This is a genomic window from Clostridium sp., assembly GCF_036781005.1.
GTDB lineage: Bacteria > Bacillota > Clostridia > Clostridiales > Clostridiaceae > Clostridium_B.
Map to the genome: position 1 here is coordinate 37,693 of NZ_DAIQBT010000005.1, position 15,970 is coordinate 53,662.

General features: G+C 32.0%; 15 protein-coding genes, 2 pseudogenes and 1 other annotated feature. Of the genes and pseudogenes, 3 read left to right on the top strand and 14 right to left on the bottom strand.

Features of this window, described 5'->3' with window-relative positions:
- Positions 1 to 26: 26 nt before the first annotated feature.
- Complete coding sequence (locus tag V7Q02_RS02980) at positions 27 to 2,240, bottom strand: heavy metal translocating P-type ATPase (RefSeq protein WP_333859484.1); 2,214 nt, start codon at positions 2,238 to 2,240, stop codon at positions 27 to 29.
- Between the two features lie 245 nt (positions 2,241 to 2,485).
- On the opposite strand from V7Q02_RS02980, the gene V7Q02_RS15890 reads away from it, so the two are divergent.
- The gene (locus V7Q02_RS15890) at positions 2,486 to 2,575 is read left to right on the top strand and encodes a transporter substrate-binding domain-containing protein (RefSeq protein ID WP_373844365.1); all 90 of its coding nucleotides are present in this window, start codon (positions 2,486 to 2,488) and stop codon (positions 2,573 to 2,575) included.
- A gap of 210 nt (positions 2,576 to 2,785) precedes the next feature.
- On the opposite strand, the gene V7Q02_RS02985 is transcribed toward V7Q02_RS15890, so the two are convergent.
- The 3 genes from V7Q02_RS02985 to V7Q02_RS02995 all read right to left on the bottom strand — a co-directional run bounded on the left by V7Q02_RS02985 (position 2,786) and on the right by V7Q02_RS02995 (position 5,154).
- Complete coding sequence (locus V7Q02_RS02985) at positions 2,786 to 3,895, bottom strand: metallophosphoesterase family protein (protein ID WP_333859485.1); 1,110 nt, start codon at positions 3,893 to 3,895, stop codon at positions 2,786 to 2,788.
- Positions 3,896 to 3,967: 72 nt separating this feature from the next.
- Positions 3,968 to 4,516, bottom strand: a complete 549-nt coding sequence (locus V7Q02_RS02990; protein ID WP_333859486.1) for a CDP-alcohol phosphatidyltransferase family protein — start codon at positions 4,514 to 4,516, stop codon at positions 3,968 to 3,970.
- A gap of 113 nt (positions 4,517 to 4,629) precedes the next feature.
- Positions 4,630 to 5,154 carry a peptidylprolyl isomerase gene (locus V7Q02_RS02995; RefSeq protein ID WP_333859487.1) on the bottom strand — a complete coding sequence of 175 codons (525 nt, stop codon included), beginning with the start codon at positions 5,152 to 5,154 and terminating at the stop codon, positions 4,630 to 4,632.
- Between the two features lie 173 nt (positions 5,155 to 5,327).
- Here V7Q02_RS02995 and V7Q02_RS03000 point away from each other — a divergent pair, with 173 nt between their 5' ends.
- Together V7Q02_RS03000 and asnB are read left to right on the top strand one after the other, a co-directional pair.
- On the top strand, positions 5,328 to 7,022 hold the full coding sequence (locus V7Q02_RS03000; protein ID WP_333859488.1) for a M3 family oligoendopeptidase: 1,695 nt from the start codon (positions 5,328 to 5,330) through the stop codon (positions 7,020 to 7,022).
- Between the two features lie 171 nt (positions 7,023 to 7,193).
- Positions 7,194 to 7,471, top strand: a binding site (T-box leader).
- Positions 7,472 to 7,608: 137 nt separating this feature from the next.
- Entirely contained in the window at positions 7,609 to 9,198 is a 1,590-nt protein-coding gene (gene asnB / locus V7Q02_RS03005) for an asparagine synthase B (RefSeq protein WP_333859489.1), read from the top strand.
- Positions 9,199 to 9,274: 76 nt separating this feature from the next.
- Here asnB and V7Q02_RS15895 read toward each other — a convergent pair.
- From V7Q02_RS15895 to V7Q02_RS03050, 10 genes and pseudogenes are all read right to left on the bottom strand, one after another.
- A pseudogene (locus tag V7Q02_RS15895) lies at positions 9,275 to 9,364 on the bottom strand (SEC-C metal-binding domain-containing protein); the annotation flags it as partial.
- A 687-nt stretch (positions 9,365 to 10,051) separates the two neighbouring features.
- Positions 10,052 to 10,645: pseudogene (locus V7Q02_RS15900) on the bottom strand (tetratricopeptide repeat protein); the annotation flags it as partial.
- A 17-nt stretch (positions 10,646 to 10,662) separates the two neighbouring features.
- On the bottom strand, positions 10,663 to 11,235 hold the full coding sequence (locus V7Q02_RS03015; RefSeq protein WP_333859491.1) for a tetratricopeptide repeat protein: 573 nt from the start codon (positions 11,233 to 11,235) through the stop codon (positions 10,663 to 10,665).
- A gap of 3 nt (positions 11,236 to 11,238) precedes the next feature.
- On the bottom strand, positions 11,239 to 12,942 hold the full coding sequence (locus V7Q02_RS03020) for an Hsp70 family protein (protein ID WP_333859492.1): 1,704 nt from the start codon (positions 12,940 to 12,942) through the stop codon (positions 11,239 to 11,241).
- A 69-nt stretch (positions 12,943 to 13,011) separates the two neighbouring features.
- Positions 13,012 to 13,575, bottom strand: coding sequence for a nucleotide exchange factor GrpE (grpE, locus tag V7Q02_RS03025; RefSeq protein ID WP_333859493.1), 564 nt, complete (start codon positions 13,573 to 13,575; stop codon positions 13,012 to 13,014).
- 273 nt (positions 13,576 to 13,848) lie between these two features.
- Positions 13,849 to 14,238: a restriction endonuclease subunit S gene (locus tag V7Q02_RS03030; protein ID WP_333859573.1), complete on the bottom strand. Its 390-nt coding sequence runs from the start codon at positions 14,236 to 14,238 to the stop codon at positions 13,849 to 13,851.
- Positions 14,239 to 14,285: 47 nt separating this feature from the next.
- A complete protein-coding gene (locus V7Q02_RS03035; RefSeq protein ID WP_333859494.1) occupies positions 14,286 to 14,882 on the bottom strand; it encodes a hypothetical protein in 597 nt (198 codons plus the stop codon).
- 3 nt (positions 14,883 to 14,885) lie between these two features.
- A complete protein-coding gene (locus tag V7Q02_RS03040) occupies positions 14,886 to 15,293 on the bottom strand; it encodes a helicase-related protein (RefSeq protein WP_333859495.1) in 408 nt (135 codons plus the stop codon).
- A complete protein-coding gene (locus tag V7Q02_RS03045) occupies positions 15,290 to 15,724 on the bottom strand; it encodes a hypothetical protein (RefSeq protein ID WP_333859496.1) in 435 nt (144 codons plus the stop codon). The genes V7Q02_RS03040 and V7Q02_RS03045 overlap by 4 nt, the downstream gene beginning before the upstream one ends.
- Positions 15,712 to 15,855, bottom strand: coding sequence for a hypothetical protein (locus V7Q02_RS03050; protein ID WP_333859497.1), 144 nt, complete (start codon positions 15,853 to 15,855; stop codon positions 15,712 to 15,714). Before V7Q02_RS03050 ends, V7Q02_RS03045 begins: the two co-directional genes overlap by 13 nt.
- Positions 15,856 to 15,970 lie beyond the last annotated feature (115 nt).

The following is a 15,970-nucleotide window of genomic DNA, read 5'->3' on the forward strand; positions in this document are numbered from 1 at the left end:
CACAAACCCGGGTACCTTCCCATATATCAGATATTAACTGTTTTCATGGCTCTCATGGAATTTAACACCGCGATAAGTGTTACCCCCACATCCCCAAATACAGCTTCCCACATAGTACCTAACCCAAGCGCTATAAGTACAAGCAGAATCAACTTAACACCTAATGCAAAAACTATATTTTGCATCACAATATTTCTCGTTTTCCTAGCTATTTTTATGGCTGAAGCAATCTTTGAGGGTTCATCGGTCATTATAACTACGTCTGCTGCTTCAATTGCGGCATCAGAACCCACTCCTCCCATTGCTATACCTATATCAGCTCTTGCTAGAACAGGGGCATCATTTATACCGTCCCCTACAAATATCAATTTACCCTTTGGTGACTTTTCCCTGTCAAACAATTCTATCTTTTCAACCTTTTCATCTGGCAGAAGTTCAGTATAGACTTCATCTATTCCCAGTTGTCTGGCCACTTTAGTTCCAACTGTTTTATTGTCGCCGGTAAGCATGACTATTTTTTTTATACCTATATCCTTTAAAGCCCTAACTGCTTTTTTTGAATCATCTTTAACTTCATCAGATATTATTATACATCCTGCATATACTTTATCCACAGCAACATGAACTGCTGTACCTGTCGTTTCAACCTGTTCATAGTCTATACCTTCTTTATTCATAAGTTTATAGTTACCGGCTAACACTTCTTTACCCCCAACCATAACTTTTACACCATGACCTGATATTTCTTCATAGCCTTTTATTGAACCCTTTGATATTTCCTTTCCATAAACATTTAATATGGAATTTGCTATTGGATGATTAGAATAACTTTCTGCATGAGCTGCATAAGTTATAAGCTCCTCTTTTGAAATATCGTTTTGTGATTTTACTTCCGTTACCCTAAATACGCCTTTTGTAAGAGTTCCTGTTTTATCAAATACTACACCTTCCACACTATTTAAAGCTTCAAGGTAATTTCCGCCTTTAACTAATATTCCATTTTTTGAAGCCCCCCCTATTCCTCCAAAGAATCCAAGGGGTATAGATACTACCAAAGCACAAGGACAAGATACTACCAAAAATGCCAAAGCTCTATATATCCACTGGGAGAAAGTAGCGCCATAAATAAACAACGGAGGCAGCAATGCCAAGGCTACAGCTGAAAAAACAACAAAAGGAGTATAATATCTGGCGAACTTTGTAATAAAGTTTTCAGTTGGTGCCTTTTTACTGCTGGCATTTTGAACCAAATCAAGTATTTTTGCAATAGTTGAATCTCCAAATTCCTTTTCTACTTTAATGGAAAGTAATCCATTTTTATTGATAACACCTCCAAGTATGCTATCACCTGTTATTACTTTTCTTGGCACTGATTCCCCGGTAAGAGCTGAGGTATCCACCATTGAATTTCCTTCAACTACCATGCCATCCAGGGGTACTTTTTCTCCTGGTCTTACCACTATAACACTGCCTACTTGAACCTCCTCCGGGGATACTTTTTTAATATTATCTCCTATTTTCAAGTTGGCGAAATCAGGTCTTATATCCATAAGATCCGTAATGGACTTTCTAGAGCGATTAACAGCTATTCCCTGAAGCAGCTCTCCCAGCTGGTAAAAAAGCATAACTGCCACACCTTCTGGATACTGCCCTATAGCAAAAGCTCCAATAGTTGCCGTACTCATTAAAAAGTTTTCATCAAATATTTGGCCCCTGCTTATATTTTTCAATGCTCTTAGGACTACTCCCCTTCCCGCAAGCACATAGGCTATTAAATACATTACAACTTCCAGGATATTTGAAAATTCAAAAGCAGTTGCTATCCCAAAAATTACTGCACCAATAATCAATATGGCTATTTGTTTTTTGCTGTTTTCTCCATGCCCTTCTTTGTGTTCATGAACTTTATTTTCAAATTCAACAACATTTATCTCTGGTTCTATTCTTTTAACAATTTGTTCAACTTTTAAAATAATATCATTTTTTCTAGATGGATTTTCTATGTCTAATATAAGTTTTGAATTAACAAAATCCATTACAGCAGATTTTACACCCTCTATATGATTAGACTCTCTTTCTATCTTTGCAGCACAGTTAGCACAATCCAGCCCTTCTAATATGAATTCTTTTTTTATATTTGAGTTAATTTCCTTTGGTGTAACACTTTCACTACTCTTAATGATATTTTTAGTTACTAATTTTATATTGCTCCTGCTTGGATTTTTAATTACTTTATCCATTCTCCTCCCCCCAACAGTTAAAATTTTTCTTATATATAAGCTGATTTACAGTAAAAAATAGTCTTGATACAGCTATAATTTAAGTTACCTATCAATAATCCCTGCATATTTTATGAACACATAAACATATGAGTGATTGTTCATATATTTATTATATGTAATTAATTCATTAATGTCAATCAGATATCAAATCGAAATTTGATTTTATTAGCTATGAATTTTTATAAAAATATGATTTAAATGAAATAATACCAGCTGTTCAATCAAGCCAAATAGACAGTTCAGTGTCTGGTATGAGTATAACTGAGGAAAGAAAAAAGACATTGGATTTTTGAGATTCATATTACAGCTCCGAAATTACTATAGTAACCAAGTCAGATAATACTACAATTAATTCTGTTATTGGAATACAGGAACTGACGCAAAGTGGTCAAATAATAATTGCATCTACTTTTAAGGCTTTCCAAATATGGGCCATTATTGCCATAATAAAAGATTAGATTATTTTATCTAGCCTTTTATTTATATTTCAATTCTGTATAATTTTATATAATATTACTCCATATATTAGTGAGCCTTTTACCATCATCTTCGTAGTATATATATGCCGGCTGCCAGTAATTTCCTATATATTCACGCTGGCGAGTATTTACAGATACAAGTATTTTATTTGGCATATCCGTTTTGGATATTTTTATTACATTATATCTTCCTGGAACACCTGGCCATAGGCCATTTTTTCCCACACTTAAAGCTCCCGATCCAATCATAATCATGTTGGGATTTATATTTTGAGGATTTAAATAGTCAAGGCTTATACTTCTATGGACATGACCATGTAAGTAAATTTTGAAATTCTCGTTCTGCAGTACATTTGCAAAAGGAATATTATTTTCATATCCACTTATGATATTTACAGGATGATGTCCCACTGCTATTTTAATTATGTCATTTTCAGGTATTTGTCTTGAAGCTTTTATCAAACCTTCTGTATCAAAATAAGTTATTTTACGATAAAAGTGATCAATCTCAGCTGATGTATTGAGCATAAAAAATGCTAGTTTCCTATTATCCATAAAATCTCCTAATATAACTTTAAACTGCTCTTTAGGCTCCTCTGGAAAAGGTACTTTATATAACCTCTGGTATAGATATTTATTGTAGTTTGCAAATTTTTTATGCCATTCCCTGCTATTTCTTTTTAAATAGAATAAATCCTTCCCGATATTTGTAACTACTTTATCTTTAGACTCTGGGATACCCATGGATAAGTGATAGCTGTTCATAGTGATATTCCAACTCAGGTCATGATTTCCAGGTACTATAATTATATTTTTATATGGTATATTGAGCTGTTTACTCAGTATATCTATAAAATGAAAAGCCTTCTGAAAGGATGCCTCTGAATTGCCATCCTCCACAAAATCTCCACTAATCACTATATAATCAATATCACTTAAAGTTAAGTTGTTTTCAGAATTATAAAAATACACCTTTTTCAAGTCACTAATTAAAAGATATGCTTCATTTTTTTCATCAACCTCCACCGTATAATGTAAGTCACTTAAATCTAATATTATTCCTTCTTTTTTATGTGCTTTGCTAATTTCCTTATGTGCTAGAGTTTTTATGTCTTCTTTAAATTCATAGTACATACTCTCATCCCCAAATTAAATAATATCTCACCATTTTACTACTATATAATACTCATCCATGGGAACAAGGTTCTAATGATTTACTTTTAAAAATTTAGAAAATATGCCCACAATATCTCTTGACAATTCTCTTGACACTATATGTATTATAAGTTCTTCTACGGCAGCTATACTTGCAATACCACAAATTAAATATCCTATAATATTTGTATTTGTAAAATTATACAAATACGGAAAGCAAAACAGCATCAATCCCGTTAGTTTATTGGCATAGGTGTGAAGCATAGCAAAGGTATGATATTTCTGAAAGACTACAAGCATCGAAATAATTCTAATGAAAAAAATGCTCATTATCCATATCCATATTTTTATTGGAATATATATTACAGGAAAAAAAACAATAATTGCAGAACCCATAAACATGATATCTCCAATACTATCCAGTAAGCTCCCCAGTCTACTTGTAGAATTAGTCTTTCTTGCAATATATCCATCAACAATATCACTAAATCCACACAGGGAATATAAAATCCAAAACAAAAGAGTAAATGGTTTTAGAAATAATAAAGCTATAGATAATAACATTCTTAATATGGACATAACATTGGGTATACTTTTCATTTTACACTATTTTCCCCTTTGAATATTATTAATGGATAAAAATAATAGCCTCAACAGATAGTTGAGAACTACTATTTTTTTAAAACTTTTCACCAAAATATTATTTTACACGTTTAATCCTCTACTATTTCAGGTTCATCATATCTTTTATCAAAGGTTTCCACAGTTACATTCTTCATTATTTGATCCTCATAAGGTTTGTCATTATAATCCCTTTTCTGTGACACTATTTGGTCTACTTCCTCAATACCCTCTATTACCTTTCCAAAGGCAGCATATTGTCCATCTAAGTGAGGTGCATTGTTTGACATTATAAAAAATTGTGACCCTGCTGAATCAGGAGCCATTGTCCTGGCCATAGAAATCACTCCTTTTTCATGCTTTAAATCATTTTTAAAGTTATTCGATGAAAATTCACCTTTAATTGAATAACCAGGACCTCCCATTCCTGTACCTTCAGGATCTCCTCCCTGAATCATAAATCCTGGTATAACCCGGTGAAAAATTGTACCATCATAAAATCCTTTTTGTACCAGTGATATGAAATTATTGACAGTATTAGGTGCAATATCTGGATAAAGCTCTATTTTTATAAATTTTCCATTTTCCATTTCAATTGTAACTATAGGATTTTTCATTTATTTACCCTTCTTTCTATAATATGTAATACAGCTTATGCTGTATTTATACAATAAACTTTATCAAAACCACTGTCAAGTAGATAATTCTTGTTAACTAAATAATTCATTTTGAAAATTAACCCATTTATAATATAATATTAGTAAATTTAAATGCATTGGAGGAAAATCATATGAAATTTAGTGAATTCAAATATGAAAGACCGGATTATGATGAAATAAAAAAGTCCATAAACTCTCTTGTGAATAAGTTAAAATCAGCTCACAGCTGTGAAGAACAGTTTGAATGTATAAACCATGTAAATAATATAAGAAACCACCTGCAGACCATGGGCACCTTGGCTCAAATAAGACACAGTATAAATACAAAAGATGAATATTACGATACAGAAAGAAGTTATTGGGATAAATATTCTCCCCTATACGATGAACTGGATTTTACCTTTTATAAAGAACTGGTTCAATCAAGTTTTCGAAAAGAACTGGAAAAAAAACTTGGCAGACAATTTTTTACCCTAGCTGAATTTTCTTTAAAGTCCTTTTCAAAAGAAGTAATAGAAGACCTTCAACTTGAAAATAAATTGTCATCAGAATATACTAAATTATTGGCTTCTGCGAAGATCCCATTTATGGGTGAAACAAGAAATTTATCCGGTCTCACACCTTTCATGCAAAGCAAAGACAGGGAAATAAGGAAAAATGCTTCAGATGCCAAATATAAATTTTTCAAAGAAAAAGAAAATGAAATTGACAGAATATATGATAATCTTGTAAAGGTAAGAACTAAGATAGCTAAAAAACTAGGCTTTAAAAATTTTGTAGAACTTGGTTATATCCGCATGAAAAGAAGCGACTATACTCCTGAAATGGTAGCTGTATTTAGAAAACAGGTGGAGAAATACCTTGTACCTGTTGCCTCAGAGCTTTACAAAAGACAACTTAAAAGGCTGGGCCTTGATACCCTTGCCTACTATGATGAAAAATTTGAATTTACGACTGGAAATGCCATACCAAAAGGCAGTCCAGAATGGATAGTTTCAAATGCCAGTAAAATGTACTCTGAATTATCTTCAGAAACTGGAGAATTTTTTAATTTTATGTTAGATAGAGAACTTTTAGATTTAGTGACTAAAGAAAATAAGGCAGGAGGCGGCTACTGCACCTATATACCAAAATACAGGGCACCTTTTATATTTTCAAATTTCAATGGAACTTCAGGAGATGTGGATGTTTTAACCCACGAAGCAGGTCATGCCTTTCAAACTTATCTGTCCAGGTGGATTGAAATTCCAGAGTGCATATTTCCCACCTATGAAAGCTGTGAAATACATTCAATGAGTATGGAGTTTTTCACCTGGCCCTGGATGAAACTATTTTTTCAGGAAGACACTAATAAATACAGATTTGCCCATCTTGAGAATGCTGTAAAATTCATACCTTATGGAGTTACAGTAGATGAATTTCAGCATTACGTTTATGAAAATCCAGAGGCAACCCCTGATGATAGAAAAAAAGCCTGGAGAAGCATAGAAAAAAAATATTTGCCCCATAAAGATTATACCGGCTGTGATTTCTTAGAAAATGGAGCATGGTGGTTTCAGCAATCCCATATATTCAACGTACCCTTTTACTATATAGACTACACTCTTGCCCAGATATGTGCTCTTCAATTCTGGAAAAAATCAATGGACAATAGAAAATCTGCCTGGGAAGACTATATAAGAATATGTAAAGTTGGAGGTACAAAGTCCTTTTTGGAACTTGTTGAAATGGCTAATCTTAAATCTCCTTTCCAGAACGGATGCATAGGTTCAATTATTGAAGTTATAAATAATTGGTTCAATTCAATAGATGATAAAAAGCTGTAACTTAAATTTCCACATGTTTTTAAATGTACTGCTTTTATGACTTTATCAAAAAAAATGGCAATATAAAATAAATTTTATTTTATATCTTGGTTATTTTATTAACATTAATAATTTTACTCATAAAAAAGTATTGACAAAAACATATATACAGTTTAGAATTAAATTCATCAAAGAAAAGCGATGATGGAGACAAGTAGGAAAAATGTTCCACCGACAGTGAACTGGGGACAGTGTAAACCCAGGGGGCAGGGTTTTTTTGAATAACACTCCGAAGTTGCAAACCGAAATATTTGTGTATTTAATTTAAACCTCTTAAAGCAGGTTCAAATAAAGTAGGAGCGTCGTATTCCATGCGTTATTTGGATACCAGTATTAGCTGGAAAGAGACCAATATGTATTATTATGGTAAATTAGGTGGCACCACGGATAAGCGTTAATTCGTCCTATTATTTAAGACGGATTGACGCTATTTTTATATCTAAAACAAATTATAACAAACGGGCAGACTACAAAACTTTTATAGAAAAATTAAAATATAAAATTTAAAAGATATTTATTAAACTTATTGTATTAGGAGGAATATTATATGTGCACAATCATGTGTTATACAGGAACAGATATGAAACATGGAAAATTTGCAGAGGCTCTTCAAAGAACGGAATCCAGAGGACCTGATATGATGGAAATTCTCACTTTACCCTCTGGTATATTGGGCTTTCAAAGACTTTCTATTATGGATTTAAGTTTCAGTGGAATGCAGCCCTTCACCAGGAAAATGGATGCAGCTATTTGTAACGGTGAAATTTATGGCTTCCGTGAAATTAAAAAAGACCTTATAAAAAAGGGACATAAATTTATTTCTGACAGCGATTGCGAAATATTACTTCCCATGTATTATGAATACGGACTAGATATGTTTTCAAAATTGGATGCAGAATTTGCAACTGTTATTTATGACGGAAAAAAGGACAGCTATATTGCAGCCCGTGATCCAATTGGAATTCGCCCTCTTTTTTATGGTTATTCTGAATCAGGTAAAATTATATTTGCAAGTGAAGCAAAAAATTTAATTGGCCTTACAGATAAAATTATGCCTTTTCCACCAGGACATTATTACACTGACGGTAAATTTACATGCTATTATGATATAGCAGCAAAAGAAGGTGCTTATTGCAAAGATGACCTGGATACCATCTTCAATAAAATTCATGATAAATTAGTGGCTGCTGTGGAAAAGCGTATGGATGCGGATGCTCCTGTAGGCTTTCTGTTAAGTGGGGGCTTAGATAGTTCACTAGTATGTGCAATTGCCCAAAAAATGAACCCTGAGAAACCAATTAGAACCTTTTCTGTAGGTATGACTGAAGATGCCATTGATTTGAAATATGCAAAGGAAGTTGCAGATTACATCCACAGCGATCACACCGTTGTCTATATGACAAAAGAAGAAGTGCTCCAGTCACTGGATGAAGTTATTAAAATTCTCGGCACCTATGATATTACTACAATAAGGGCAAGTATGGGAATGTATTTGATCTGTAAGAAAATACATGAAATTTCCGATATAAGAGTTCTTTTAACCGGTGAAATTTCTGACGAATTATTTGGATATAAGTATACTGATTTTGCTCCAAATGCAGAAGAATTCCAAAAGGAATCACAAAAGAGAATCAGAGAACTTCATATGTATGATGTGCTTCGTGCAGACCGCTGCATCAGTTCAAATTCCCTGGAAGCAAGGGTACCTTTTGGGGATTTGGATTTTGTAAAATATGTTATGTCCATAGACCCTGAAAAGAAATTAAACAAATACAACATGGGCAAATATCTTTTAAGACGCTCCTTTGAAGGAGACTATCTGCCACAGGATATACTGTACCGTGAAAAAGCCGCATTTAGTGATGCTGTAGGTCATTCCATGGTGGACTATTTAAAAGAATATTCAGAAACATTCTATAGTGATGAGGAATTTGAAAAAATATGTGAAAACTATGAATATCACGCTAAACCATTTACAAAAGAATCATTATTATACAGGGAAATTTTTGAAAAACACTATTCAGGACAAGCAGAAATGATAACAGACTTCTGGATGCCTAATAAAGAGTGGGAAGGCTGCAACGTTAACGATCCTAGTGCCAGGGTATTGTCAAATTACGGTACCAGCGGCAAGTAGTTTATAATAAACCAGCATACCAGACTATTAATTTAGCAGTATGCTGGTTTGATTGCAGTTCGTACTTAAAGCATTTCTACCTGCCACAGCACTTTTTATACTTTTTACCACTTCCACAAGGACATGGATCATTTCTTCCTATTTTGGGTTCTTCTCTCACATAAGTATCTTGTCCCATTTGCCAGGGATTATAACCTTCATCATTTCCAAAATCATCAAATAAATTTTCAAATCCTATGCCTTCAATGGCCATTTCAAGCATACCTCTATGACTTTTAAAATACTTTTCATGCTCTTTAATCAATTTATTTCTTTCCTTATTATTAAGTGCTTTTTCAAAAAAATCTTTTAACTCCTCATATAGATTAAAATATTTTTTTGAAAATGCTATAATATACTTTCTATATTTATTTATATTCACTAAAAATTCACATTCTGCCCCCCGGATATAAAGCTCTGAACCCATTGATTCTTCAGGTAATATCTTACTGACTATAAAATTCACAAAACTTTCATCGTAAAATTCATCTTCTTCCAAACTCAAAAGGTCTTCTTCAAATTTATGAAATCTATCTACTCTTAGTTTAAGTTCTCTTATTTCCTCATTATCCGGTGAAATTTTTTCTGCTTTTTCTAATATTTCTCCAGCAGGATCAAACAATTCCGCTTCTACCATTCGTTTGGAAATCATAAGCAATATCCATGCTATATGTTCCTTCTCATCTTCTTGTTTAATTGCTTCAGTTGATAATTTTTCAAGATTTTTCTTCATACTTTCAAAATTACCTTCTTTTAAATCTATAATGAAAACAGCAAGATAGGCACTTATAATAAAATCTTCATTTCCATTTCTTTCAATAAGCCCATAGAGAACTTCCTTAGCTTTTTCAGCGTTGTTTCCTTCCATGTATGCCTCGCTGAGACCCATCCACAAGGAAAAATTATCTTCATCCAGTTCTATGGCCTTTTCAAAACTTTTAACTGCCTTTTTATGCCATCCTCTCATCAGATATGCCTTTGCCAGATATCCGGCAAAGCTTGCGTTATCAGGGGCTGATTTTGCAAGTTTCTCAAAAATATTTATAGCCTTACCACTATTGTTATTTTGAATACATGCCTCTCCAAGAAGACTTTGTATTACCAATATATTCGGGAACTCTCTATGTAATTCTTCTAGAATCTTTATGGCCCTTTGATTTTCACCTTCTTTGAATAATTCATTTGCATTATCAAATCTTTCTTTGGCAGTACCAGGTATATTAATAAAACTATCATATTCTTCTCTAGTTTTCTCATTACTTAATATTTCATAGGCCTTTCGAACTTCCATGAACTTTTCTGAAAATCTTTCTGGTGGATACTTCCTAACCATCTTAAAATAAGATTTTTTTATCTGTGCAGAACTGGCATCCTGGTCTATTTCTAAAATATCATAATAGGTGCTCATTTACTTTATCTCCTCAATTAGTTATTAAAAAATTCTTTTAGCCGTGTTAATAATCCTTTAGATTCTTTTTTTGCCTCACAAACTTCCGCCAAGTACAACAAGGCTTGTTTGTTGGAAGTATCAATTCTTAATACTTCCTTCCATACTTCAATTGCCTTATTTTTATTTCCTGCAGCATAGCTGCACAGTCCCCAAAAATTTTTAATAATAACCACGGGGTATTTTTCTATATCAACATATGACAGCGTATTTAGAGCTTCTTTGTAATTCTGGTTTAAAGAAAGATTATAGGCTTTATTATATCTCTCACACATATTTTTAAAAGCCACTTCCTCCATGGAATTCAAATAACTTACTGCAGGATTATCCACCTGATCATAGATTTCAATACTTTTCTTCCATACATTTTTGCATTCTTTAAACTTTCCAATTTTATAAAGACATAATCCCATAAGATTATAACACTTCCAATTATATATATTAAACTCTACAGCTTTCCTAAGAACTTCCAACGCGTCCGTGAGATTATTTTCTCTAAATAAAATCAGTCCTTTGTTATAGTAGACTTTCCACATATCTTCCAATGTCATTTTTTATTCCTCCATGTCAAAAAGAATATCTGAAAGTTTCTCCTTAAGTTCTTGTATCTTTTTATCTTCTTCCTTTATTATAGCCTTCTTTAACTTCTTTAATGTTTCATCAAGCTCATCGTACTCGTTACTGCCAAAGTATTCCTCAAGCATGTTTTCCGTACGCTTTATAATTGCTCTAAATTTTCTGGCATTGGCAGATTCTTTCCACAAGTCCAAATCCATTTCCTCTTCCATCTTTACCCCTGTGGTTTCAATTGATATGCTAGCTTGCTTACCTGTGCTTACTATTCGGGCCTCTACTTGAAGTATTCCATTTATATCATACATAAACTTTATCTTTATTTTTTCCTTAAAGGCCTCATTTTCAGGAATATCCCCAAGAATAAAATTACCAAGAAAGTTATTTCTGGATGCCTTTTTGTAGTCGCCTTGATAAACTTTAATTTCAACCTTTTCTTGATTTTCTACAACAGTACCATATATTTTTTCTTTAACTACAGGAATAGTTATATTTCTCGGAATTATGACATCATAAACATCTGGAACCGGAAATCCACCCATAAATTCCATTGTTGCAATACCAAGTGTATACGGACATACATCTGTGATCAATATATCATTATCTTGTGACAGCTCATTATTTATTATTCCTGCCTGAACAGCTGCTCCCATAACTACCGCCATATCAGGATCAACCAATGTCTTTGGTTCTTTATCAAGAATTTCCTTTAAAAATTCTTTTATAATGGGTATTCTAGTTGATCCTCCTACCAAAAGAACTATATCTATATCTGTTTTTAAAATTTTTGAATCTTTTAATACTACATTTATTGATTCTTCTGTAGATTTTACCAATTCCCATATAAGCTCCTCAAATTCACTTCTTGTAACTTTTCTTACTAAGCCAATCGGTTGATTATTTTTCTCAGCTATAAAGGGCAAATTTATATTATATTCCTCTTCTACACTTAAAGCAATTTTACAATTCTCTGCAGCTTCTTTTATTCTAGCAACAGCCCTTAAATCCGTTCTAAGATTTATGCCTTCTTTTTCTTGAAAATCATTAATTATCATATTCATCAGTTTTTCATCAAAATCTTTTCCACCTAGCTTGTTGTTGCCGCTGCTAGCCTTAACCTCTAAAACGCCTTCAAACATTTCAAGAAGAGTAACATCCAAAGTTCCTCCACCAAGATCGTAAACCAGTATATGTTTCTCATCTTCCATATGTTCAATTCCATATGCCAGAGCCGCTGCTGTAGGCTCATTTATAATTCTTTCTACTTTAAACCCCGCCATTTCTCCTGCCTGAACTGTTGCCCTTCTCTGTTCATCTGTAAAATATGCCGGAACCGTAATCACAGCTCTTTCTATTTTCTCCTCTAAATAATCTTCAGCACAAGACTTTAAATATTTTAATATGTATGAAGATATTTGTTGAGGTGTATATTCATTATGAGCTAAACTTATTTTCTTGTCGGTTCCCATAAGACGCTTTACTTCCATTACCGTGTTATCAGGTTTTATTAAAAGCTGTTCTCTTGCATACTCACCTACAATAATTTCTCCGCTATCTGAAATTTCCACAACTGAAGGTGTTATCAATTTTTTCTCTTTATTTTTAATAACAACTGGTTTATTATTTTCTATTACTGCTACCTCAGAAGTAGATGTTCCAAGGTCAATTCCTATGATTTTACTCACCTTATTTTTCACCTTCTTTACTTTAAAATTATATAAACATTCTCATAATATACAAATCCAATTATTAAGTTATCTCTCAATACCATTCACAACAACTTCAGCTTTTCTAATTACCTCTCCTCTATATATATAACCACTTTTCATAATTTCTAATATTTGAATTTGATTTATATGTCCATTTTCTTTAGTTTCCTTTGGTATATGCAAATGGCTATTAAACATATCTTCCTCTTTACCAAAACGTGTTAATCCACAAGTTAGCAGAATCTGCTCCAACTTATTCCATTGAAGACCCATCTGTTCTTTTAAAGCTTGATTTGATGATTTTCTACTATATATGTATATATCTTCAAATAAGTCAGCAACTTCTATCAGTGTTTTTATAAGGATTTGATTTTCCTTATCCATTGATTTTACATCATTTTTAAAAGATTTCAGTGATTCATTATCTTCTTTGATTTCATCAATTATTTCTAAAATTTCTTCCATGTTTGTTGCAGATTTATATTGCTGCTTACCGATTTTTTCAAATATTTTATTAAAAGCATTCAAAAGTTCTGAAATATCACTTTCAAAATCAATTTCAATATCTTCTAAACTATACCGTTGTAATTCCTTGTTTACATCTATCATTTTCTTTCCTTTCCTTTTAAAAACAATATATTTTTTCACAGTCTCAATCCAGTATTCACAGTTTTTATTATACCATATTAAGGCATTACTTTGCCGATAAATATCTAAAGAGAATTTCACCTAACTTTTTATGATTATTTTAAACAGAGAAATTATTTTTTGTTTAAAAATGGATAAAAATTTCACTTCCTCTTAAAAGCTTTTCTGTATCATGACACCTTTAGTTTTCTCATATTATTAATTTAATCCTAAACAATATACAATTATAAAATCTTAATTAAATAATCCGCCATTAAAAGCCTTTTTCATTAGTGAATTAAAGTTATCTTCTAATTCTTTTAAGCTCTTTTTCATTTTAAATTTCAATTTGTCGACTTGATTAATGAAGTCTGTGAACTGGTTTTGTAGTTCTATTGGTGGAATATAAATATCTATTTTTTTAAATTCTTCTGCATTTATATTTACCATTCCTACAATATTCTTTGCCATATTAAATAATTTTGATTTAATATATTTAGTATTCATATATGTTGCAATAAATACTCCATTTGCTTTTTGATTTGGTATTGCTTTTACTAAATATCCAGCATAAGCCATAGGTTCTTGTTCTTTATAAACTGTTGTCTTTCCAACTAATTTACTATTAGTTCGATTAAAAAGAATTTCCCCTTTTCCTTCCTAAGAAATATACCATGCCCTAAAGGGTTCAATCAATTCAATACATCATCTGTCATTTTACCAAATATACCATCAACACCATTTGGGTTGAAATTTGTGTAGGATTCTGCAAATAATGCTGCAAATGATATTCCCCGATTCCGTGCAATATCATTATCATTTGAAATATTGTTAACCATAATTTTATAAATAAAATTGTCAAATGCCACTGAATCTGAATTATCTACGCCTTCTATCCATTTTGTCAATGGAGCAATTTCAAGTTTTAATTTTTTAATAAGATCCTCGCTTAAATTGTTCCAGTACTCTTCTCTTTTTACCTGTTCTATTTTCTTTCTATTCTTTTTGATTTTTATACTGTTCTCTGGTAGTTCTTCTATATCTCCCTTTAATTTAGCTGCAAATGCCTCACATATATTCAACTCTCCCTTTTGTTTAAATATTTCTAAAAGGCTGCACATGATTTCAAATCTTAGCTGAACAGAAGTTTTCTGAGGTTTTGGTTCATATCCCTTTGCATGCATTTCAAAGAACTGAAAATTCTTATAACAGTCAAAAATTGCAAATTCTTTTTTATCCTGTCCCTCTCCAAATAGGTTTTCATATATCCTGGTTCCTCTTCCTATCATCTGTTAGAACTTTACCTTTGAATAAATAGGCTTTGCAAATACCAGGTTCACAATCTTTGGCATATCTATGCCTGTATCAATAAGATCCACTGAAATAGCTACTCTAGGAAAATCTTCTTCTTTAAATTTTTCTATTAAAATAGATTTATCCTTCATATCTGAATAAATTACTGCTGTAAGCTTTCCTTTATATTGAGGATAAAGCTCATTAAATAGTGAATCCAAAAGATTGGCATACTTCTTATTCCTAGCAAATATTATGCTCTTGCCAATATAATCCCCTACCTTTATCCTTTTTTCCATCAAGGTTCTTAAAATATACCTGTTGGCTTTATTAGTAATTTTCTTCTCCAGTTCTTTCTTATCATAATCTATTTCATCACCGTCATAGCCTTCTTCCTCTAGCTTCAACCACTGCCACAGGCTTCTTTTTTATTAAAAAGTACATAATCAGCGTATCCTGTTTTACCTTTTTCCTTATGATTTTCTAAAGGTAATTCAAGTTTTACTGACTCCTTATTATTTATATCCCAACCTGCATCTTTCAGCATTATATCATTAAGTTTCTTCCTTGTTTGTGATTCATTAAATTGTAAAGTACTTTCAACCTCTTTTTGTATTTTTTTATCTTCTTCAGTTTGAACCAATTTAGCTGTATATTCCTTTACAGCCGTCACCTCTTTAGTATGTTCTTCTTTAATCTTTTCTTTTTCTTTATCATAAGCTTCTATATCATAGACCTTATTACTAACTGGCTCACGTTTTGGTATTTTATATGTTAAAGGTTTAATTGAAGTATCCTTTGTAATCCTAATATAAAACCATGCAGCTATTTTGTACATAGAAACCAGACATTATACATTACCAATATATAATCAATTATCTTCTCTCCAAACATACGCATTTTTAACATTGTTGCATTGCTGTCCCTGTGCAGATAACTCTCTCCCTGAGTCCCAAGCTTAGCCAACATAGGCCATTTTTATGCATAAATGAAAAATTTTACATATACCCAACCCCTCAGCCTGTGTTTTAACATATCCACTGAACTTTTTTACATATATATAAATTATATACTAAATATTGCT

Excerpts from the sequence above, each read along its gene's own strand:
- V7Q02_RS02980 (WP_333859484.1), bottom strand. The coding sequence starts at position 2,240 with ATGGATAAAGTAATTAAAAATCCAAGCAGGAGCAATATAAAATTAGTA.
- V7Q02_RS02985 (WP_333859485.1), bottom strand. The coding sequence starts at position 3,895 with ATGTACTATGAATTTAAAGAAGACATAAAAACTCTAGCACATAAGGAA.
- V7Q02_RS02990 (WP_333859486.1), bottom strand. The coding sequence starts at position 4,516 with ATGAAAAGTATACCCAATGTTATGTCCATATTAAGAATGTTATTATCT.
- V7Q02_RS02995 (WP_333859487.1), bottom strand. The coding sequence starts at position 5,154 with ATGAAAAATCCTATAGTTACAATTGAAATGGAAAATGGAAAATTTATA.
- V7Q02_RS03000 (WP_333859488.1), top strand. The coding sequence starts at position 5,328 with ATGAAATTTAGTGAATTCAAATATGAAAGACCGGATTATGATGAAATA.
- asnB (WP_333859489.1), top strand. The coding sequence starts at position 7,609 with ATGTGCACAATCATGTGTTATACAGGAACAGATATGAAACATGGAAAA.
- V7Q02_RS03015 (WP_333859491.1), bottom strand. The coding sequence starts at position 11,235 with ATGACATTGGAAGATATGTGGAAAGTCTACTATAACAAAGGACTGATT.
- grpE (WP_333859493.1), bottom strand. The coding sequence starts at position 13,575 with ATGATAGATGTAAACAAGGAATTACAACGGTATAGTTTAGAAGATATT.
- V7Q02_RS03035 (WP_333859494.1), bottom strand. The coding sequence starts at position 14,882 with ATGATAGGAAGAGGAACCAGGATATATGAAAACCTATTTGGAGAGGGA.
- V7Q02_RS03045 (WP_333859496.1), bottom strand. The coding sequence starts at position 15,724 with ATGTACAAAATAGCTGCATGGTTTTATATTAGGATTACAAAGGATACT.
- V7Q02_RS03050 (WP_333859497.1), bottom strand. The coding sequence starts at position 15,855 with ATGTTGGCTAAGCTTGGGACTCAGGGAGAGAGTTATCTGCACAGGGAC.